The sequence below is a fragment of the Paenibacillus urinalis genome, assembly GCF_028747985.1.
GTDB classification, from domain to species: Bacteria; Bacillota; Bacilli; order Paenibacillales; family Paenibacillaceae; genus Paenibacillus; species Paenibacillus urinalis.
The window spans coordinates 1,100,482-1,121,046 of sequence record NZ_CP118108.1 but is presented as its reverse complement, the minus strand read 5'-3'; the positions used below and the strand labels follow the sequence as shown (position 1 = coordinate 1,121,046).

Sequence of the window (20,565 nt, the reverse complement as noted above, 5' to 3'; positions counted from 1 at the left end):
TCGCATTACACACCTGTTTCTATGTCACCAGAAGGAGCTGAGCTGCATCATGTCATCTCGAATCTTGATCGTCACTGCCGTTGAGGCAGAGCGGAAGGCTATAGAGGACGGCCTGAAAGTCCCGGAGTATTATCACGTCATTGCAGGAGGAGCCGGACCTGCGTCCGCCGCGGCAGCAACCGCAGCAGCACTGGCTTCTGATTCGTACAAGCTGGTCATTAATGCAGGAATCGGCGGCGGCTTCCCGGGGCGTGCCGGAATCGGAGACGTCGTTATTTCTACAGAAATGATACAAGCGGATCTAGGCTCCGAGACGGCGGAAGGATTCCGCAGTGTGGACGAGCTCGGTTTCGGCAGATCACGAGTGACCGCCGATTTCGAAGCGATTCAATCCATTCAATCCGCATTACAGACATCAACAGATTTACCTGTCCACTACGGCCCCATTATTACGGTATCAACTACAACGGGAACAGCTCACACCGCCGAGGAATTGTTAAGACGTGTTCCAGAAGCATACGCAGAATCCATGGAAGGGTATGGCGTCGCCGCTGCGGCAAGCTATATGAATGTACCCGTACTCGAGATTAGAGCCATCTCTAATACCGTGGGTCCCCGTAACCGGGATGCGTGGCGCATTCCAGAAGCACTGCAAGCTCTAACCACAGCCAGCCAGAAATTATCGGAGGTCTTGTAATTATGAACATGAACATTGTTTACTCACCATGTCCCAATGACACATTTGTCTTTCATGCTCTAGTCCACGGGCAGATCCCAAATACACCGGATTTCACGGTTACATACGCAGATATTGATGTGACAAATACGCTTGTTACGAAGCCAAGTGACTATGATATCCTCAAAATTTCTTACGCCGCCCTGCCATGGCTGTCTGATGAATATCGCCTCATTCCATGCGGCGGTGCCCTTGGCAGAGGCAACGGTCCCCTGGTGTTGACAGCAGATCAGAATACCAAGCCGGAATCACTCTCTGGAAAAAGAATTGCTGTGCCTAGCGAGCGTTCTACCGCTTATCTTCTGTTCCGGCTATGGGCTGCCCAGAACGTGCCTAGCGGCATCGGCGAAATTGTGGTTATGCCATTTGACCAGATTATGCCTGCCGTTCGCGATGGTAAGATCGATGCGGGTCTCGTTATTCATGAAGCCAGATTTACGTACCCGTCATACGGCCTCTCACTAATGGCGGATATGGGTACTTGGTGGGAAGCGGATACGGGTCTTCCGATTCCGCTCGGTGCCATCGTTGCGCGCCGCAGTCTTGATCCTGCTGAGATCACCTCCTGGATTCAAGCTTCCGTTGATTATGGCTGGAAGCATCCCGAGCAGTCCAGACCCTATATTCTTTCTCATGCACAAGAAATGGACCCTGAAGTTGCACAGCAGCATATCAATCTCTATGTCAATGAATTCACCAGAAATCTGGGTGAGGAAGGCTTCGGAGCGATTGAAGCTCTCTTGGGCCGTGCTGCTGCCGAAGGTCTCGTACCTGAAATTGACTTTGAGAAATTGAGAAGCTAAATACATGAAGCTCGGGTTATACACATGTAGCTGTATCCCGATCGAGCACAGCAAGAAGAAGCCTGCACGGATATCCCCGTCAGGCTTCTTTCTTATTGCAGCAGTTGATCAGGACTCGGGGCCTGATTCATCCGTTAACAATACAGGCAATATCAATCGAAACGTCGAGCCTTCTCCCAGCACACTATGTACCGTAATGGAGCCTTTGTGATCCTGGGCAATCTTCTGGCAGAGAGACAGACCAAGTCCTGTTCCATCCTCCTTTGTCGTATAGAAGGGATTGAAGATCTGATGAAGCTGATCAGGAGCAATTCCTGTTCCAGTGTCTTGAATCTGGATGACCGCTTTATTGTCAGCCCGGCTCACTCTAATCTTCACTTCACCAGGAGTCTCCATCGCCTCAAGCGCGTTGCGCACGAGATTAAGCAGCACTTGAACAATCTTGTCTCGATCCATATAGATGTACATCGACTCGTCCTCAATGTCCAAAGTCAGCTGATGTCCTCGCGAAATCGCGTCTGACTCCGACAGGGAAATAACCCTTTCCGTACACACTGTCAGCGACTCTGATCTCATATTGCTGGCATGTGGCTTGGAGAACTGAAGAAATTCGGCGGTCAGCTCCGTTACTCTCGTAATCTCACTCATAATAACCTCATACCAGGGCTTGATATTGTAGGACTGAATCTTGGACAGCTGTACAAATCCCCGAATCGCAGTAAGCGGATTGCGGACCTCGTGAGCCATTCCTGCTGCCAGTTCACCGACAACCTTCATCTTCTCCGATCTGAACAAGTCCTCCTCCCGCTGAAGCCACTGCTCCCGCCTCATCTGAAACAGCTTGTCCTCTGCCTTCATAATGAGCTGATTATGATCTTCACTCTCCTCAGGATGAGACACGAAGCTGTACGATACCTGGTAACCGAGTGAATCCATCTCCAGCAATGCACCAATATGATCCGGCATATAATATTCAGTGGGCAGCAGTAAGGCATAACGATCTCCTGCATATCTGGAAACACCATACGCGTTAGGGAAAGTGGAGGTAAGTGCCTTACCCAGGTTAATGAGCGCCTCATTCCCGCTTTCCAAGCCATCATGATTGTAAGATTTGAAATTTTGCAGATCTAGCAGAATTAAATAAAAAGGAACCTTTTTGGATATCAGCGCTTGTATCTCGTTCATATATCCAAGGTAATTAAGAAGGCCGGTCAGCGGATCGTGAGTGGTGAGATAGTCATTCTTATCGAGAAGGACCTGCTTCTCTGATTCGGCACGAATGACATAATGAATTAGAAAAACGATAAAAATTAAAGTCAAGAAGTCAAAAATCGTAACGAGGATATTATACGCCCCTATAGGAACGTAACTAAACCGAATAATGGTATACTGCAGGATAAGCAGTACAGAGACAGGCAATGTTTTCTTGTAGGATTGTTTCTTATCAAAAATCGTCATGATCATAATGTAGTACAGCAGTACACACCAGTTCAGCTGGGTGATATATTGAAAAATGCCGAGCAGAATCAGCTGAACCCAGAGAAACCGCGGATACTTATGATCTAATACTACGGATAACAACAACAGAATGCTCACGACAATCATGGCACACAAACGATGCGTGCTCTGACCCAAAATAGAAGATGCGATAATGATCAGCAAGCAGCTAATCGGAAAGAAAATTAACTTGAGTCGATGGATTAACAATCGTTTTTGCACTCCCCTATGCCTGTTTTCAAATTTAGCAGTTATAGATAAGTGCATTATATACCATGAATGTGAAGATTGTTGTCGAATAGTGGCAAAAAGCGGTTGCAAAATCTGCGATCTTGCCGAAATGTTATATCACGCTGCTCTGCCGCCGATTCTTAGCCTTAAGTTCGTAGGTATTATATCCCTCCTTTAGCTTGCGATGAATTTCTTGTATTTTCTTTACATCCTCAAATGAATATCTTCGACTTCCCCCTTTCGTTCGTGCTGGAAAGACAAGCTGCTTCTCCTCATAATAACGAATTTGCCTCTCCGATAACCCCGTCAATTCTTTCACCATGCCAATGCTCATAATTTGATCATTCATCACAAACACCCCTAATGTTAGAATACTTGCCATATTACTGGAGTATCTTCTCCTGAAACTATGTTTGATGAACAGATTTAGCAGGGTATTTAGCTGTCGATGATAGTAACTATCGTTATGGCAACAATTTTAAGGATTTTCCGAACAAAATTCAATAGATTGAAGCAAATTGATAAGAAATTAATCGATTCGAAGTTACTATCACAAAAAAAGTGTGTTAGATTTCCTTACAAAAATTGAGACAATAGAGCTTCTTGTCTGCTAATATCTTCTCCACAAAGGTTCTTAATACGCACAAAGGAGATGAAGTATAGTATGAGCAATGCTGAACAGCCTCAGGACATGACAAGAAGACAATTCCTATCGACAGTTGGCAAGGTCGGGGGTTCTCTTGCCGTCTTCAGTCTAATGGGCAATTTGGGTCTTCTCTCTCCAGAAACGATGAAAGCTCAGGATTATACGCCTCCCGGGAAGAACGATCTTGCGCTGAGCAATCGAAACGGCAAGAAGATTATTATCCTGGGTGCCGGCATCGCAGGATTAACCGCGGCCTATGAGCTTGGCAAAGCCGGATATCAGTGTACCGTGCTGGAAGCGAAGCCTTTTGCGGGCGGCCGGAATTGGAGCATTCGCAAAGGAACCACGAATCAGGAAATCGGCGGAACACGGCAATACTCCCAATTCGGCAGCGATCTGTATTTCAATGCAGGACCGATGCGGATTCCCCAGTTTCATTCCACTCTCGAATATTGCAGGGAGTTCAATATCCCGATTGAGCCCTTCAACAATGTGAACGACAGCGGCTATTATTACAATGAGAATGTGGGGGCACTCTCCGGACAAAGAATTACCAAGCGTGCAGCCAAAGCCGATGTGCGCGGTTATGTCTCCGAAATGCTCGCCAAGGCTGTCAATCAGTCTGCTCTTGATCTCCCTATTACCCCAGAGGAGAAAGAAAAGCTGGTTGAATATCTCCGGCGGGAAGGGGATTTGAATGCCGACCTGTTCTACCGCGGCTCTTCCCGCGGCGGATATAAGGAAGAGCCGGGCAGCCGCCTGGATGCAGGCGTTGTAAGAGATCCGTTTGATCTCACAGCCATTCTTCAATCCGGATTCGGTAATTATTTCAGCAATGAATATGGTTATGACCAGCAAATGATGATGTTCCATCCTGTCGGCGGTATGGATATGATCGTGAAGGGATTTGAGAAGCGTCTTGGCAACCGGGTCAAGCTGAATGCTCCTGTTACCGAGATACGGCAATCCGGGGATGGCGTGCGGGTTCGCTTTACCCAGAACAAAAAGGAACAGGAAATAATCGGAGATTATTGTATCTGTACGATTCCCCTCTCCGTTCTTCGAACGATTCCAGGTGACTTCTCTCCATCCATGAAAAGTGCAATTCAGAACGCAAGATACGCATCTGCGGGTAAGATCGGCCTGCAATTCAAACGCAGGTTCTGGGAAGAGGATGAGCTGCTCTTCGGCGGCAACAGCCTCACCAATATGGACATCACCCAAATCTATTATCCTCCTACAGACTACTTTGGCAAGAAGGGCATCCTGCTCGGCTATTATGCAACCGGAGCAAATGCGGACAAGCTGGGCAGTATGAGCTACATAGAACGGGAACGGCATGCACTGAATCAAGGAGCCAAGATCCATCCTCAATACAAGACAGAATTCGAGAATTCGTTCTCCATCGACTGGAAAAAAATTAAATATCAAGAAGGTGCCTGGGTATCCTATAATGCCGAGGAGCGTGCAGGAATGTACAAGACCCTCTGCCAGCCGGACAACCGAATCTATCTTGCAGGAGATCATATCAGCCATATCGTAGCTTGGCAGGCCGGGGCCATTGATTCCGCAAGAGCTGTTGTTAAAGATATTCATCAACGTGTCATGAAGGCTTAATGCATACGGGATAGCCTACAGTTATCACAGAATAGATTGGCAATAGTGTATTTCAATCCAGGTATATGAATGTCCAGAGGAGGCAGAAGTTTATGATGAACAAAAAAATAAAAAGTTTAACGCTCGCAGCTATACTCATGGCAAGCTTAAGTGCAACCGCTTATGCAGCAGATAAAGCCCCTATCGAAGTTCAGGGAACCGTATCGGTGCCTGAGCCCGCCCCAATACAAGCCGCAGCACCTGATAATGGTACTGTCTTCTATGGTAATCCAAGCTCTAGTATTTCGGGTGGTGTCGTTGTACCGGAAGGGGCTGCCTATCTGTACACGAGCGGCACAGTTCCACCTGTACTGAATAAAGAAGGTAAGACCATCTATGAGCGATATGGAGATACCAAGACTCAGGCGGCCGGTGTTCTGGCATCCATTGAGAAGCAGCTTAAGGATCAGGGTCTCTCTATGAAGGATGTTGTCTATCTCCGCGCCTACTTGACGGCGGACGCCGCGAAGGAAGGCATATTCGATTATGCAGGCTGGAATGAAGCTTATGGCGAATTTTTTAACAACGAAAAAAATCCAGTCAAGCCCGCTCGCTCCACTGTTGGTGTGGCCAGTCTCGTAAGCTCTGATTGGCTGATCGAAATTGAGGCTGTCGCTGTATTTCCCAAAAAATAATCAATTACTACATGAGGAGGACATCTTATGTTCCAGAATATAGGAATAACCGGAATCATTATGATTCTGGTACTGGTCCTGATCTTATTCGGACCTTCCAGATTGCCTGAGCTTGGACGCGCCGTAGGTCGGACCTTGTTCGAGTTCAAATCTTCTGCTCGTGATCTCGTCGGTGATAGTAAGGATGAGGATGAATCGTCACCGAACAAAAAGTAGTTGCTAAATTTTGGATTCCTATGTTATTATGCTTTTAATAAATTTATAACTATTCCAGTCGGAATATACTACATTCAACCGGACAGCCGGAGATCATTCTTTTCTATTTAGGAAAGAGTCTGATCTTCGGTTTTTTTTGGTTGTCAGGAGGAGGCAAAGTATGTCCAAGAGAGAAATGAAGCTAGGCGCCTTTCTGATGGTTCCAGGTCATCATGTGGCTGCATGGCGCCATCCTGATGCGGATGTGAATGGTGTGCTGAATTTATCGTTCTACAAAGAGCTTGCTCAAACCGCAGAGCGGGGTAAATTCGATATGGTGTTTCTGGCAGACAGTCTTGCCGCAAAAGGAAATAAACGTATAGAGGGCCGAGCGGTGAATGCTACATTTGAGCCGCTAACCTTACTATCTGCACTCTCTGCAGTTACAGATCGTATTGGACTTGCAGCCACCGTCTCCACCACCTATAACGAGCCTTACCATGTTGCCCGTAAGTTTGCCTCCCTGGATCATCTCAGTAATGGCAGGGCAGGCTGGAATGTGGTTACCTCCGGCAGTGAAATTGAAGCTCTGAATTTTGGGAAAGAGAATCATCTGCTCCATGAGCTGAGATATGATCGTGCCAAAGAATTTGTAGATGTCGTATCCGGATTGTGGGATACCTGGGATGATGATGCGGTTGTTAAGGATAAAGAATCGGGCGTGTTCTCCGCGCCTGATAAGATCCGGGCCCTCGATCACAAGGGAGAGTGGTTTCAGGTGCAGGGGCCTCTGAATATCTCCCGCCCTCCACAGGGCAACCCTGTTATCATTCAAGCCGGAGCTTCGGAATCGGGCCGGGATTTTGCCGCACAGTACGCGGAGGCGATCTTTACCGCATGGCAGACATTTGATGAAGCGAAGCAGTTTTACACAGATGTAAAAGGCCGGCTGCAGCACTATGGCAGAACGGCCGAGGATGTAAAAATTATGCCGGGCGTGTTCCCTATCATCGGAAGAACCGAAGAAGAAGCTGATGAACTTGAATCCAAGCTGAAAGAGCTGATCCATCCTACGGTCGGTGTAGCCCTCTTATCAGGTCTGATCAGCTACGACCTTTCCTCTTATCCTGTAGACGGTCCCTTGCCTGAGCTTCCTGATCTCTCGCAAATCAATGGTCAGAAGAGCCGTTTCCTTCTTCTCAAAGACATCGCCGACCGGGAAGGCTACACCATTCGCCAGCTGTACCAGCACATCGCCGGTGCACGCGGACATTGGAGCATCAAGGGAACGCCCGTTCAGATTGCGGATCAGCTGGAAGCTTGGTTCAATGGCGGTGCTGCTGACGGATTTAATGTGATGGCCCCGTATCTGCCTGGAGGCTTAACCGACTTTGTCGATCTCGTCGTACCTGAGCTTCAGCGTAGAAATTTATTTCGGAAAGAATATACAGGAAGCACACTACGGGAGCATTTGGGTCTGAGAAGACCTGTCTCAACCGGCACACAGCAGCCCCTCCAGCATTCTTAACTGTATAGCATATATGTCAGTATTTATCCTCCTCTTCACGTTCCCCCCGTATCCCCTCTCATACAAAAATAACCTTTGCTCGCCAGAGCAAAGGTTATTGGCTGTTTAGTAATTTTTGCATAGTGAATCGATGCAAAATTCCAGTTTATATCACTTTAGCTTACAGCAAGCTACTCACTACGCATAAGAAATGCCTTCGTCCGTTCAAGCTGCGGATTCCCGAAGATTTGATCGGGTGTACCCGCCTCGGCAATCTCACCTTGATCCATGAATATAACACGGTCCGCGACATCTCTCGCAAAATTCATCTCATGTGTAACGATGATCATGGTCATGTTCTCTTCAGCCAGCTTGCGGATAACCCGCAGTACTTCTCCAGTGAGCTCAGGATCAAGCGCCGATGTCGGCTCATCGAACAGTAGAATCTCCGGATTCATCATGAGTGCCCGAGCGATAGCAACACGCTGCTTCTGTCCACCGGACAGGCTGGCCGGATACACATTCGCTTTATCCAACAAGCCGACCTTAGCCAGCAGGTCTGCCACCCGAGGTTTAATGGCCGCTGTATTTTCCTTCTTGACCATTTTGGGAGCGAGCTCGAGATTTCCTTGAACGGTCAGATGCGGAAACAGATTGAAGTGCTGAAATACCATGCCCATTCGGGAGGTAATTCTTTTGATCTCAGGTGCACTCACATATTTGCCTTCGCTCACGAGTGACTCTCCCCCGATGCGTATCGTTCCGCCATTCACCGTTTCGAGGTTAACCAGGCTGCGAAGCATTGTACTCTTGCCTGAGCCCGAGGGCCCGATCACTGCGATAACTTCACCAGGCTTTACATCAAAATCTACTTTTTTTAATACCTGCAGATCTGCAAACGATTTTTGCAGGTTCACGACTTCTATCATATTTGTCATCATGCGACATTCCTTTTAAAGTTTATTCAAACCGAAACCGCTTCTCCAGCGCTTTGAAGAAGAGCGTAAGTACAAGCGTCATTAGCAGATAGACGACTGCCGCCACAGCAAAAGGCATAATGGTTGCATCCCGATTGACTGCGGTCTGTGCAAAATGTAATACCTCAGGAACAGCAACGGCATAGAGAAGTGCGGTGTCCTTGACCAGGGTAATCGACTCATTCGCTGTCGAAGGAAGCACCACTCGAATCATCTGAGGCAGAATAACCCTGGTCATTGTCTGCCATTTGCTTAAGCCAAGCACCTGTGAGGCTTCATATTGACCTTTATCGATCGACAGCAGCCCGCCTCTGAAGATCTCTGCAAAATACGCAGCGTAATTCAGTACAAAGGCGATACCGGCCGCAACGCCGCGATCCAGTACCAGATACTCTCCGACCACCGGAAGCATCGGCAGGCCGTAACAGAAGAAGAGCAGCTGAAGCAGCAGCGGCGTGCCGCGCATGACATAAATATAGCTGTGCGCAATCGCAGACACCGGCTTGAATCGGCTATTCGCCATTAAGGTAATGCCAAAGCCGAGCGGTATAGATAATATAATGGCTGTGAAAAATAACAGCACGGTCGTTCTCGCCCCTTCAAGCATGGGCAGCGTAATACTCCACAAATATTCTAAACTCATCGTTATCTTCGACTCCTACAATCCGGATTATGGATTCATGATTCCATTCATTGAAGTAAAAGAAACCGGGATAAAACCATCACCCGGTTTCCAGCATATCCTCTTTTTAATATTGCCTAGTTTAATACTTTGTCCTCTCCAAACCATTTCTCGGAGATGCTCGCCGCTGTTCCATCCTCACTCAGCTCGTCAAGCGCACTTTGCAGCTCATTCAGAAGCGCTTCGTTTCCTTTTTTCACACCGATTCCATATTCTTCAGGAGCCAGTGATTCATCCAGCAGCTTATAAGTCCCTTCTTCTAGAGACATGTAATACTTCGCAACGACCTCGTCTATAATAACGGCATCCAATCTGCCGCTCTTCAGATCACTAAGAGCTAGTACATTATCTGGGAATTCGGATACGCTACCGACCTTCTCGTTAATCGGGTGTGCACTCAGCGCATCTGATGCAGAAGAGAGCTTCTGTAATCCGATATTCTTGCCTTCAAGCTCTTCCAATGAAGCAAGAGGTGAATCTGACAGCACAACGGCGACCTGACTGTTTGCCATATAAGGCTTCGTGAACAGCACCTTCTCTTTGCGCTCATCAGTAATGGTATAACCATTCCAGATCAGATCAATGCGTCCGCTGCTTAGCTCCGATTCCTTGGAGGACCAATCAATTGGCTGAAACTCTACTTCCTTGCCCATCTTCTCCGCTGCTGCTGCTGCATAATCAATATCAAATCCGACAATGTTATTACTCTCATCACGGAATCCCATCGGTGCAAACTTGTCATCAATCCCGATGACGAGTGTATTCTCATCTTGTCCGCTTGTTGAGCAGGCGCTCAATACAAGAACGAACATACTTATCATAAGTAACCATGCTGACTTTTTCACGAGTTTCCCTCCACTAGATGTATATTAAATATAGAATAGAATAAATTGCATCCATTTCCAAACGCTTTAGTCCGCTACCATATTAGCAGAATGAAAACATCATAACATAGGATGAGAGATTACGCCACTGCAATGATGAAATTTGTTGAAATCTGTTGAAATGGGGCCGAGATTGGGATAGACAGATCATTGATCCAAGGATTACATCCACATAAAAAACAACCCCATGAATTGCGGATAGACACTGTTGTCCATCCCGATCCATGGGGTATCCTTATATTCACTACCTTATTTCTGCTTCCATTCATCCAACAACAGCTCGGCATGATGAGTCAGGTTCAGCCTTGCCCGCTCGCTAATCTTGTCCTTGCCGCCTCGCTTGTCCAGCTGTGCCATATATTTTTCCAGGAAGGAAGATGCTTGCTTATAAGCTCCTTTATTATAATGATGCACTGCTTGTTCTAGCGTATTGGCCAGCTGCTTCACTACAGCTCCTGACAAATCTCCTTCTTCTGCATATTGATCATGTAATTGCTCCAGCACAGGCAGCAGCCCGGCGATCGATAGATTGGGAAGTGTCACCTGAGCAAAATCCATATCGGATGCATAATAATAACTTGTATACACCGGCTGATTATAGCCCGTATTCTGCGTAGCTACACCTGCACGATATTGCGGATCATGAAGCAGGGTGTGCAGCTTGTGAGTTGCCACTTCCGTATTGGAATAAATACGGATGGCGCTGCTATCTGCCGTACGGACTAACATTTCTTCCCGCCAATCGCCAAAGACATCTGCCACAAGCGACGGCGTGCCTTTCGTATGATTATTTGTACGGGTTCCTTCTGCGGTCAGCACCGTTCCTTTTTTCCAATCGTCAATGGTCGGCGTATTCTCTAGTGATCCGTTAATAAGCTGGGTCGTCATATCCTTGGACCACTTGATGCTCATATTGGTGCCTGGGGCCGTGTCGCTAATCTTCTGACCTGCTGCTGTGTATAATCCAACAGCCCACGTTTCAAGTCCCGGATGATCCGGGTCCACATCACCAATCATGCCGCGTCCGGTATCACGTCCGGTATAAGCGCCGTAGATAACCTCACCCGTTTTTGCATCTCTAAGCGCGTATCCATAAGGAGCATAGGCTCCGCCTTCATGTACCATATATACTTCGAGGCCTTCGCGAGAGGGATCAATGTTCGCAACATGCAGGGCATCACCATGTCCCAAGCCTGCCATAGCTCCGGGATTGGCACTTTGCGGCGGCATCACAGCAGAAGCATTAGACAAGACAGAACCATCATGATCAATGGTCGCCGAGCCATATACAATCTCCTGCTTGCCGTCACCATCCACATCCGCTACGCTGAGCGAATGGGCTCCTTGTGTTGTAATCTGCCCGTATTCAGGATCTGTACCTGCTCGTCCATGAGGACCATCTCTGAACGGATTCGTCATTGGCGTCCAGCCGCTGTCCACGTACCAGTACTCATTCAGCTTCTCTCCATCCCAGCTGTAAGAGACCAGTGTTGTCCGGGTATAGTAGCCTCTCGCAAATACTGCATAGGGCTGTTCTCCGTCCAAATAAGCTACGCCGGACAGAAACCGATCCACCCGGTTCCCCGGCTCGATCCGGTTCATCGCATAATCTCCCCAGCGCAGTCCGTCATCATACCGGCCCGGCTTGTAACGTATGGTCTCAAGCTCTTCTCCGCTCTCTCCTTCAAATACGCTTAAATACTCGGGACCCGATAATATAAATCCTTCAAATTGCCGGAATTTATTCCGATTGGCATCCTTGGAAGGAGCAAATACGTCCATGAAATGATCAGCTAGATGCCCCGCATCCTCCCGGGATAAAGGATAATCATAAGCTGGAGCAATTCCGAAGGCTTCCTCCAGTGTTTGCGGCCAGCTTCCATCCTTAACCTCCTCATATTCATGCCAGTTCATGAACATCTCGACAATATGCTCATAGTAGCCCTCAGCGCTAAGTCTATAATCATCCACATTAGAGTAGCCTGCAGCAAGGTCTTCCTTCAGCATCGTAATATACCGCTCAGATATGACATCCCCTTGGTCATTATAACGAAGAGTCTTGGTACCCGGGGCAGTCTTGAACATGAGCTCGGCTCTGCCATCCCCATCAAAGTCATATACAAGGAACTGAGTATAATGGGCTCCCGACCGAATATTGACACCAAGATCTATACGATACAGCAGTCTGCCTTCATAAGTATAAGCGTCAATATAAGTGTTGCCTGTATAGCCGACTTGGGACACGTCCTTCGCGTTACTCGGCTCCCATTTTACAAAATACTCTAGCTTGCCGTCCCCATCCACGTCTCCTACACTCATGTCGTTAGCTGAATAGGTGTAGGCCTCCCCTGCCGGTGTAATACCGTCCTGCGGCTTCTGGAGTGGAAGATCATAATAAGAATTCCCCCACGGTATAACGGCCTTACTCTGATCAACTTCTTGGCCTTCCACAACGGCAGATACGTAATACCGGGAATCTGTCTCTCCGGCCGGATCAAGATAATTCGTACTGTCCGTCACTTGGGCAATTCTTTTACCATCCCGGTATATGTTGAAGTCCGTACCCGTGAGCCCCGTTTCATTACTGCCCGTTGCCTCGTTAGCGAGCAGTCTCCAGCTCAGAAATACGCCGTTATTCGCAGGCACTGCAATAAGCCCGCGATCCAGATATTCCATTTGTATACGCCGTTCCATGCTCGGCTTCCCCTTCCTGCTTACATCTTCAGCTGCGGATGCAATTCCTCCTGCAGCGATCAAGACAACACTCATCCCTGTCACCGCGATCTTTTTGCATAGTCTCATACTGAAATATGCCATCTTAACACCTCTTCATCCAAATAGTGATCAGCCATCCCCAAATTATAGACATGCCCTTCCCGGACCACCATTCAAATAACAGAGTTTATTGTTCAAAAATCAGTGTTTCTCTTATTTCCATATCTCTCAAGTGTTGCAGAAAAGACATATAATATTTACCAATATTCGATAATTAATCTATAATATTCTAATAGAAAGGAGGATGTAATGGAGTATCAACGCACACTCGCCACGCCTATTGAAATGAACAGCATTACCCTGCACAGCGGAATTCCGGCATCCATGACCATACATCCTGCTCCAGCTGACAGTGGAATTCTCTTCAGAAGAGCTGATCTATCTCCTGTAGAGAACATCAGCGCCGTGCCGCATAATGTATCATCGACGGATCGTTGTACACAGCTTACTAATGAACAGCACTATTCCATTTCGATGGTCGAGCATGTTATGTCAGCCCTTCGCGGCATGGGAGTTGATAATGCCATCATTGAAGCAGATGGTGAAGAGATCCCCGTCTTCGACGGCAGCTCTGTAATGATCAGCGACAGAATCGCCGAGACCGGACTCGTAGAGCAGCATGCCCTCAAGAAATACAGGCGCTTAACCCAAGCCATCCGGGTACAGATCGGCCGTTCGTATCTGGAAGCCATTCCTTCCGAAGAGATAAGCTATGAAATCCAGTTCACGAATGATCATGAGTTCCCCTTTTTAACGAATCAGATTGCTTATTTCAACCCTGCCATCCACGATTACCGAAGTGAAATTTCTCCGGCACGCACCTTCGGCTTTGAACAAGAAGTAAACCTTCTAAGAAGCAAAGGCCTAATCCAAGGCGCATCCATGGACAACGCAGTACTCATCGGAAACAGCCAAATCTTGTCGGACCTGCGATACCCGGATGAATTTGCCCGCCACAAGCTGCTCGATGTGATGGGTGATCTGGCACTGGCGCCTCCAGTTCTAGCCCAAGTTAGAGGCGTGCGAACTTCCCACCGTCTGAATACTCTTTTGGCACGGGAGATCATGAATAATCTACATTAATAAGGAGATAGCAAAGATGGAGTACAAGCTTAAAGCCATTGCACAGGAACTGAATGGAGAGTTAATCGGTGACGGAGAAGTGACCATACATAGCATCGCTTCCTTATCCAGTGCAGAGAGTGGACAAATCACTTATGTAACGGAGAAAAATATAAGCAAATTAACAGACTGCCGTGCCTCAGCCATCGTGGTTCCCGAGAAGCTTATCGATGCGCACCTGCCTGTGATCCGGGTAAAAAATCCCCGGCTGGCCTTTGTTCATGTTATGAACCTGTTTCAACAGGATACCAGAGCAAACGGTCTTATCTCTTCTTCGATGGTCGATTGTTCACTCCAAGCCGGGGAGAGCACACAGATTGATGAAGGCACCGTTGTCAAAGAGAACGTATCGATTGGTGAGGGAACTCTGATCTCCTCGAACTGTTTTATTGGCGAAAATGTTACGATTGGAGATCATTGCTTCATTCATCCTCATGTCACGATTCTGAGTGATACCTGGATCGGCAGCAACGTCATTATTCATTCAGGTGCAGTCATTGGGTGTGATGGATTCGGCTATGAGTGGGATGGTCAGCAACATGTAAAAATTCCTCATGCCGGCAATGTTGTCATTCATGATGATGTCGAGATCGGTGCCAATACAACGATAGACCGTGGAACAATCGACCCCACTATTATCGAAAGGGGCACGAAGATCGACAATCTGGTCCAGATTGCTCATAACGTGCGCATCGGCAAACAATGTATTATCGCAGGCACAACTGCAATTGCAGGTTCAGCTTCCATCGGGGATCATGTCGTGCTGGCCGGTGGATCTGCAGTCGTTGGTCACCTCACAATCGGGGCTCACTCCACGATCTTGGGCAAGTCAAACATTACGAAGGACTTACCTGCACATTCGATCATTTCGGGCTACTATGCCCGTCCTCACCATGAACAACTGAGAAAACAAGCCGCTATTGAACGTCTTCCACATACATTGAAGAAATTCAGCACTCAGATAGACTCCTTAGAGAAGAGCATAAAGAAGCTGACGAAGGAGGAATAAACCATGACTCTCCCTACTACAACGGTTCATCCTACTGCGATCATTCATCCGACCGCTGTTATTGGAGATCAAGTCGAGATCGGCCCTTATTGCATCATCGAGGAACACGTAAGGATAGGAAATGGAAGTACCATTGAAAGCCATGTGCGAATCGGTTCAAATACCACACTGGGTGAACACAATCATGTATACCAGGGAGCCATTATCGGCTCCCCTCCCCAGGATCTTAAATATAACGGAGAGGAAACGCAGCTGATCATCGGGGATCATAATACGATTCGAGAGTATGCAACGATTGCCAAAGGAACAGGTTCCGGCGGCGGAGTCACACGGGTAGGGAATCATAATTTTATAATGAACTATGTTCATGTTGCACATGATGTAGCCTTAGGGGATCATATCGTCATTTCCAACAGTGTGCAGATTGCAGGTCATGTGGAGATCGAGGACGAGGTCACGCTTGGCGGCTTGGTTGGTGTTCATCAACATTGCAAGATCGGCGCATATTCCATGATTGGAGTTGGCAGCTGTGTCACTCAGGATATCGTCCCCTATTCACTCGCGAGCGGCGATCATGCCAGGATCTACGGCATCAACCTCATCGGCTTAAGACGCAAAGGCATGTCGGGGGACGATATTCGAATGATTAAGCAGATTCATTCCCTCCTGTTCCGCAAGAACCTGACGCTGGCCCTTGCACAGGATGCTATTGATCATTTGCCTCAGAGCGTGTTTAAAGAACACACCATTGCGTTCTTGAAGAAATCCAACAGAGGAATCGCAAGAATAGGAACGCGTCCTATGTAAAACTATTGTAGAGGTCTAACAGAAAAAACGCCGATGTTGTCGGCGTTTTTTCTGTATAGCCTGTTCTTACTTCTATCCCTGAATGCTGAGGATATAAGCTCCTCCAGCTTGTACAGGGAAGACCAGAACTCCGTTCTCCTTGACCTCTGCCTGTACTTCTTCGCCGGCTTTATTGGTTATCTTAATGACGGCAGCTCTCGTCCGAACCGCACACACTCCATCATGATCGGCACGAATCTCAGCTGCAGACAGCTGTCCGCCTTCCCATGCAAGATCAACCTCATAGCCGCCCCTAGCACGAAGTCCACGGATGGAACCTTTCTCCCAAGCCTGCGGCAGAGCAGGAAGAAGTTCTACATAGCCTTGATGTGATTGAAGCAGCAGCTCAATAATGCCTGAGGTTGCCGCAAAGTTACCGTCGATTTGGAATGGTGGATGTGCGTCGAACAAGTTCGGGTACACCCCGCCGCTCTCGTATCTTTCGGAGCCGTCACGAACGAGCTGAAGCAGATTGGACACAAGGCGATGCGCCCGATCTCCATCCTGGAATCGTGCCCACAGACCAACCTTCCAGCCAAGGCTCCAGCCTGTTCCACCGTCACCGCGTCTCTCCAGTGATACGCGTGCAGCCTGAAGAAGCTCCGGTGCAAGCCCCTCGGTAATTTGGCGTCCAGGATATACCCCAAATAGATGGGATACATGTCTATGGTGAACATCTTCATCCTCATAATCATGGAGCCACTCCTGCAGCTGACCATATTTGCCGATTCTCAGCGGCGGCAGCTGATCTCTGGCTGCGAGGACTTCTTGCGCAAATTCAGCATCTTCTCCCAAGACTTCGCTCACCTCAGCAATATTGGTGAACAAATCATACATAAGAGCAAGATCCATGGTCGCTGCTGTTGTCACCCCATACAGCTCACCGTCGATTCTGTATCGATGCTCCGGCGAGGTAGAAGGTGCGGTCACGAGCATCCCGTTCTCATCCGGAATGAGCCAATCCAGGCAGAAGAGCGCGGCGTCCTTCATGATCGGATACGCTGTATTTCTTAGGAAATCCTCATCCTTGGTAAATACATAATGCTCATATAAGTGCTGACAGAGCCATACGCCGCCCATTTGCCACAATGCCCACACCGGATCGCCATGTCCAAAGTTCCCTACAGGAGCGGTATGTCCCCACAGATCGGTATTGTGGGAAGCCGTCCAGCCTCTTGTTCCATAATGAATCTCCGCCGTCTTCTTGCCGTTGACGGACAGACGCTTAATCAGATCCATCAACGGCTCATGACATTCGGACAGATTGGCTGTCTCCGCCGGCCAGTAGTTCATTTCCGCATTGATATTCAATGTATAATTACTGCTCCATGGCGCTCTCGTTTCGTGGTTCCAAATGCCTTGAAGGTTCGCAGGCTGAGTTCCTGGTCTGGAGCTGGATATCATCAAGTAACGGCCATATTGGAAGAGAAGATTCACCAGATAAGGATCCCTGCCTCCATATTCTACGATCCGTTCATCTGTCGGAAGATCAGCTGGTGCAAGCCCTGGTCCGAGATCCAGCTCCACCCGTTGATACAGTCTTTGGTAATCTTCTACATGGCGTGCGCGGAGCTCTGTATAATTGTACTTCAGTGCGTTATCCAGATGCTCCTTCGCACAAGCCGATTCATCCTTGCCGTCTTTACCCGGTGAACGGTCATAACCATTAAAGCTGGTTGCCATACTCAAGTATATAGTAGCGCTGTCTGCATCCACTATACGAATACCTGATGCATCCACCTTGGATGTCCCGCCTTCATGGGTTACTGCAATTCTTCCTTCAAAACGCATGGCATCCGTTTCTCCAGATTTACCATATCGGATCGGATTGTCCGCAGGATAATAGCTGGGGTGCACTACTTCTGGTGCATATCCGGATAGAACGGCGTGATTTCCATCGGAAGACTGCTCATGTCGAAGCAAGCTGCTGAAGCTTGCCTTAAACCCTAATCTTCCTGGGATACTGGACTCCATCCGCATGACAATAATTTGATCTGGATAGGAGGCGAATACTTCGCGGGTATACACCGTCTCCCCGATTTGGAACTGAGTCGTAGCCACGCCTTCATTCAGCTCCAATGTGCGTTTGTAATTCCAGCCGATATCTCCGTGATCAAAGCTGATGTTCAGATCACCGAAGGGGAGATACGACTGAGTATAAGCACCCATCATTTTCTTGCTTAGCTTGTCCGCTTCTGCATACTTGCCTTCCTTGAGCAACCGGCGTACCTCAGGCAATACTTCAAGAGACTCCGGATTATTCGTTTCCTTCGGTGGACCAGACCATAACGTGTCTTCATTCAGCTGCAGTCTCTCCAGCTCCATCCGCCCAAATACCATAGCGCCCATTCTACCATTTCCGATGGGAAGAGCTTCCGTCCATTCCTTGGCCGGACGATTGTACGTTAAGAACATGTGCTTTCCTCCAAGCTTGTATTTTTTTATACCGAAATAGGTGTGCAGGGGGTGCCATCATCCTACTTCCTTATAATTTACCTAAAACGTTTTAGGAATCTTGCTATCCTGCTTCACTAATGCTTGATTCTACTCTTCAATTCGCAGATGAAAGCGGATTCCACTCTCCTCTGTTATCGTCCTAAAAAAGTGACAAAAAAGCAAGCCCTAAATGTTGAACAATCCTGTTGATTTACAAGAACATATGTTTGTATTAGTATACATATAGGAGGTGAATACGGTATGAGACCTAAACTAACAGATGACATTAGTGTACATAGCTTTAAAGACTATTATTGGTTAAAAGAAGAATTACAGGACTTTTGCAGAACACATGGAATGAGTGCATCTGGTTCAAAGACAGAACTTGCCGATCGAATCGAGGTTTTTCTGGAAACAGGCGAGATTAGAAGCCCTCTTAGGAAACAGAACTCGGCCCGGAAGACAGAACAGCATCCCCCTTTAAGTCTTGAGACGATCATTACAGAGCATCATCGCTGCAGCCAAGAAGTAAGGGCCTTTTTTAAGTCCGTCATCCCTAAATTTCATTTCTCTACATATATACAGAATTACTTTAAGAGCAATATCGGTAACACGTACCGTGACGTCGTCGAAGCTTGGCAGGAGGAAGAATACCGAAAAAAAGACCCTGCTTACAAAAAAACGATTGCTCCCCAGTTTGAATACAATCAATTTACTCGGGATTTTTTTGCTGATCCCGCTAATGAGGGAAAGAGTCGAAAGGAAGCCATTGACGCTTGGAACAAAATTAAACGCCTGCCCGGCAGCAACAAGTATGAGCGTGAATCATCATTATAGAACTCTTTGATCGTATAAGTGGTCTATGTAATGTAAAAAAGAGGGTCCCCTGCCTTGCTGCTGCGGGAGATCCTCTTTTTTAAATGAAATTTCGTGTTATGACACTTCAATATACTTTATGAATTACATCTTCAAAAACCGGTTCCTGCATCTCGACGTCCTCAATCTCACCCCATTCACCCAGCTCCTTCAAGATCTCCATGGTGGTGATCTTGCTTCGATTGGCTTCAACGGTAATCGTATTCCCCGTTATCTGTGACAATTTCATCATAGGGTAGTTATGCACGTCTGCAGATGGAGGAATAGAGCACCCTTCCCGATACGATACTTTTATAATAGTAGGAAGTCCGATATTATCGCGCAAAGCTTGAACCGTTCCATCATAGGTAAGCTGTCCATGGTTAATCACCATGACCCGGCTGCACAGCTGCTCAATGTCGTCCATATCATGGGTTGTCAGCAGGATCGTTTTGCCGAGTTCCTCGTTAAGCAGCTTCAGGAAGGAGCGAATATTTCGCTTGGCATTAACATCAAGTCCGATCGTTGGCTCGTCTAGAAAGAGAATGTCCGGTTCATGCAGCATGGCTGCTCCGAGGTCTGCCCTCATCCGCTGTCCAAGCGACAGCTTGCGCACAGGTGTATCCCAGAATTCCTTCAGATCCAGAAGCTCGGAGAATTGATCAATGCGCCTCTTCTTATCGGTATCCTCCACCCGGTACATCTTGGCAAGAATATCATAGCTGTCTCGGACGGGCAGATCCCACCACAGCTGACTGCGCTGTCCAAATACGACACCCAGTCTTCTAACGACCTGTCTGCGCTGTTCATGCGGGTTCATCCCGCTCACCGTTACCTTACCTGCGCTGGGATGGAGAATGCCGGTCAGCATCTTAATTGTTGTCGATTTCCCGGCACCGTTTGGACCGATGTAGCCGACAAATTCACCCGGTTGAATTGTGAAGCTGATGTTGGTCACTGCTTTTTTTACATGATATTGCCTGGAGAAAAAGGTAGCAGGCCAGAGAACCTGCCTTCCTGTACAATTGGTATCTTAAATTCTTTGTGCAGCTGCTGAACTTCAATCATTGTGA

At 47.7% G+C, this 20,565-nt stretch carries 17 protein-coding genes and 1 pseudogene; 10 read left to right on the top strand and 8 right to left on the bottom strand.

Annotated elements, in window-relative coordinates; translation table 11 throughout:
• The first annotated feature begins 49 nt into the window (after window positions 1–49).
• Window positions 50–697, top strand: a complete 648-nt coding sequence (locus PUW25_RS04950) for a futalosine hydrolase (RefSeq protein ID WP_052512248.1) — start codon at window positions 50–52, stop codon at window positions 695–697.
• A gap of 8 nt (window positions 698–705) precedes the next feature.
• On the top strand, window positions 706–1,539 hold the full coding sequence (locus PUW25_RS04945) for a 1,4-dihydroxy-6-naphtoate synthase (RefSeq protein WP_047913498.1): 834 nt from the start codon (window positions 706–708) through the stop codon (window positions 1,537–1,539).
• A 108-nt stretch (window positions 1,540–1,647) separates the two neighbouring features.
• Here PUW25_RS04945 and PUW25_RS04940 read toward each other — a convergent pair whose 3' ends face one another.
• Together PUW25_RS04940 and PUW25_RS04935 are read right to left on the bottom strand one after the other, a co-directional pair.
• Complete coding sequence (locus tag PUW25_RS04940) at window positions 1,648–3,246, bottom strand: ATP-binding protein (RefSeq protein ID WP_274338533.1); 1,599 nt, start codon at window positions 3,244–3,246, stop codon at window positions 1,648–1,650.
• Window positions 3,247–3,379: 133 nt separating this feature from the next.
• A complete protein-coding gene (locus tag PUW25_RS04935; RefSeq protein ID WP_047913497.1) occupies window positions 3,380–3,616 on the bottom strand; it encodes a MerR family transcriptional regulator in 237 nt (78 codons plus the stop codon).
• A gap of 315 nt (window positions 3,617–3,931) precedes the next feature.
• On the opposite strand from PUW25_RS04935, the gene PUW25_RS04930 reads away from it, so the two are divergent.
• From PUW25_RS04930 to PUW25_RS04915, 4 genes are all read left to right on the top strand, one after another.
• Window positions 3,932–5,530 (top strand): flavin monoamine oxidase family protein, encoded by a 1,599-nt coding sequence (locus PUW25_RS04930; RefSeq protein WP_047913451.1) that lies wholly within the window; start codon window positions 3,932–3,934, stop codon window positions 5,528–5,530.
• Between the two features lie 92 nt (window positions 5,531–5,622).
• Entirely contained in the window at window positions 5,623–6,204 is a 582-nt protein-coding gene (locus PUW25_RS04925) for a RidA family protein (RefSeq protein WP_337999912.1), read from the top strand.
• Between the two features lie 27 nt (window positions 6,205–6,231).
• The gene (locus tag PUW25_RS04920) at window positions 6,232–6,420 is read left to right on the top strand and encodes a twin-arginine translocase TatA/TatE family subunit (RefSeq protein WP_047913450.1); all 189 of its coding nucleotides are present in this window, start codon (window positions 6,232–6,234) and stop codon (window positions 6,418–6,420) included.
• A 160-nt stretch (window positions 6,421–6,580) separates the two neighbouring features.
• Window positions 6,581–7,927, top strand: coding sequence for an LLM class flavin-dependent oxidoreductase (locus PUW25_RS04915; protein WP_274338532.1), 1,347 nt, complete (start codon window positions 6,581–6,583; stop codon window positions 7,925–7,927).
• A 170-nt stretch (window positions 7,928–8,097) separates the two neighbouring features.
• Here PUW25_RS04915 and PUW25_RS04910 read toward each other — a convergent pair whose 3' ends face one another.
• The 4 genes from PUW25_RS04910 to PUW25_RS04895 all read right to left on the bottom strand — a co-directional run bounded on the left by PUW25_RS04910 (window position 8,098) and on the right by PUW25_RS04895 (window position 13,266).
• Entirely contained in the window at window positions 8,098–8,847 is a 750-nt protein-coding gene (locus PUW25_RS04910; RefSeq protein ID WP_274338187.1) for an amino acid ABC transporter ATP-binding protein, read from the bottom strand.
• Between the two features lie 19 nt (window positions 8,848–8,866).
• Window positions 8,867–9,526: an amino acid ABC transporter permease gene (locus PUW25_RS04905; protein WP_274338186.1), complete on the bottom strand. Its 660-nt coding sequence runs from the start codon at window positions 9,524–9,526 to the stop codon at window positions 8,867–8,869.
• Window positions 9,527–9,642: 116 nt separating this feature from the next.
• Entirely contained in the window at window positions 9,643–10,386 is a 744-nt protein-coding gene (locus PUW25_RS04900; RefSeq protein WP_274338273.1) for an amino acid ABC transporter substrate-binding protein, read from the bottom strand.
• 312 nt (window positions 10,387–10,698) lie between these two features.
• Window positions 10,699–13,266, bottom strand: coding sequence for a rhamnogalacturonan lyase (locus PUW25_RS04895; RefSeq protein WP_420799969.1), 2,568 nt, complete (start codon window positions 13,264–13,266; stop codon window positions 10,699–10,701).
• 207 nt (window positions 13,267–13,473) lie between these two features.
• On the opposite strand from PUW25_RS04895, the gene lpxC reads away from it, so the two are divergent.
• From lpxC to lpxA, 3 genes are read left to right on the top strand one after another with little or no spacing between them, the layout of a single operon-like run.
• On the top strand, window positions 13,474–14,307 hold the full coding sequence (gene lpxC, locus PUW25_RS04890) for a UDP-3-O-acyl-N-acetylglucosamine deacetylase (protein ID WP_274338185.1): 834 nt from the start codon (window positions 13,474–13,476) through the stop codon (window positions 14,305–14,307).
• A gap of 16 nt (window positions 14,308–14,323) precedes the next feature.
• Window positions 14,324–15,355, top strand: a complete 1,032-nt coding sequence (lpxD, locus tag PUW25_RS04885) for a UDP-3-O-(3-hydroxymyristoyl)glucosamine N-acyltransferase (RefSeq protein ID WP_274338531.1) — start codon at window positions 14,324–14,326, stop codon at window positions 15,353–15,355.
• Between the two features lie 3 nt (window positions 15,356–15,358).
• Entirely contained in the window at window positions 15,359–16,162 is an 804-nt protein-coding gene (gene lpxA / locus PUW25_RS04880; RefSeq protein WP_274338183.1) for an acyl-ACP--UDP-N-acetylglucosamine O-acyltransferase, read from the top strand.
• A gap of 72 nt (window positions 16,163–16,234) precedes the next feature.
• Here lpxA and PUW25_RS04875 read toward each other — a convergent pair whose 3' ends face one another.
• Window positions 16,235–18,616, bottom strand: a complete 2,382-nt coding sequence (locus PUW25_RS04875; protein WP_047913442.1) for a glycoside hydrolase family 95 protein — start codon at window positions 18,614–18,616, stop codon at window positions 16,235–16,237.
• A 282-nt stretch (window positions 18,617–18,898) separates the two neighbouring features.
• Here PUW25_RS04875 and PUW25_RS04870 point away from each other — a divergent pair, with 282 nt between their 5' ends.
• Window positions 18,899–19,474: a DUF6434 domain-containing protein gene (locus PUW25_RS04870; RefSeq protein ID WP_047913441.1), complete on the top strand. Its 576-nt coding sequence runs from the start codon at window positions 18,899–18,901 to the stop codon at window positions 19,472–19,474.
• A 106-nt stretch (window positions 19,475–19,580) separates the two neighbouring features.
• Here the strand turns inward: PUW25_RS04870 and PUW25_RS04865 are convergent.
• Window positions 19,581–20,560: pseudogene (locus tag PUW25_RS04865) on the bottom strand (ABC transporter ATP-binding protein).
• Window positions 20,561–20,565: the final 5 nt, after the last annotated feature.

Excerpts from the sequence above, each read along its gene's own strand:
- PUW25_RS04950 (WP_052512248.1), top strand. The coding sequence starts at position 50 with ATGTCATCTCGAATCTTGATCGTCACTGCCGTTGAGGCAGAGCGGAAG.
- PUW25_RS04945 (WP_047913498.1), top strand. The coding sequence starts at position 706 with ATGAACATTGTTTACTCACCATGTCCCAATGACACATTTGTCTTTCAT.
- PUW25_RS04935 (WP_047913497.1), bottom strand. The coding sequence starts at position 3,616 with ATGAATGATCAAATTATGAGCATTGGCATGGTGAAAGAATTGACGGGG.
- PUW25_RS04930 (WP_047913451.1), top strand. The coding sequence starts at position 3,932 with ATGAGCAATGCTGAACAGCCTCAGGACATGACAAGAAGACAATTCCTA.
- PUW25_RS04925 (WP_337999912.1), top strand. The coding sequence starts at position 5,623 with ATGATGAACAAAAAAATAAAAAGTTTAACGCTCGCAGCTATACTCATG.
- PUW25_RS04920 (WP_047913450.1), top strand. The coding sequence starts at position 6,232 with ATGTTCCAGAATATAGGAATAACCGGAATCATTATGATTCTGGTACTG.
- PUW25_RS04915 (WP_274338532.1), top strand. The coding sequence starts at position 6,581 with ATGTCCAAGAGAGAAATGAAGCTAGGCGCCTTTCTGATGGTTCCAGGT.
- PUW25_RS04910 (WP_274338187.1), bottom strand. The coding sequence starts at position 8,847 with ATGATGACAAATATGATAGAAGTCGTGAACCTGCAAAAATCGTTTGCA.
- PUW25_RS04905 (WP_274338186.1), bottom strand. The coding sequence starts at position 9,526 with ATGAGTTTAGAATATTTGTGGAGTATTACGCTGCCCATGCTTGAAGGG.
- PUW25_RS04900 (WP_274338273.1), bottom strand. The coding sequence starts at position 10,386 with ATGATAAGTATGTTCGTTCTTGTATTGAGCGCCTGCTCAACAAGCGGA.
- PUW25_RS04895 (WP_420799969.1), bottom strand. The coding sequence starts at position 13,266 with ATGGCATATTTCAGTATGAGACTATGCAAAAAGATCGCGGTGACAGGG.
- lpxC (WP_274338185.1), top strand. The coding sequence starts at position 13,474 with ATGGAGTATCAACGCACACTCGCCACGCCTATTGAAATGAACAGCATT.
- lpxD (WP_274338531.1), top strand. The coding sequence starts at position 14,324 with ATGGAGTACAAGCTTAAAGCCATTGCACAGGAACTGAATGGAGAGTTA.
- lpxA (WP_274338183.1), top strand. The coding sequence starts at position 15,359 with ATGACTCTCCCTACTACAACGGTTCATCCTACTGCGATCATTCATCCG.
- PUW25_RS04875 (WP_047913442.1), bottom strand. The coding sequence starts at position 18,616 with ATGTTCTTAACGTACAATCGTCCGGCCAAGGAATGGACGGAAGCTCTT.
- PUW25_RS04870 (WP_047913441.1), top strand. The coding sequence starts at position 18,899 with ATGAGACCTAAACTAACAGATGACATTAGTGTACATAGCTTTAAAGAC.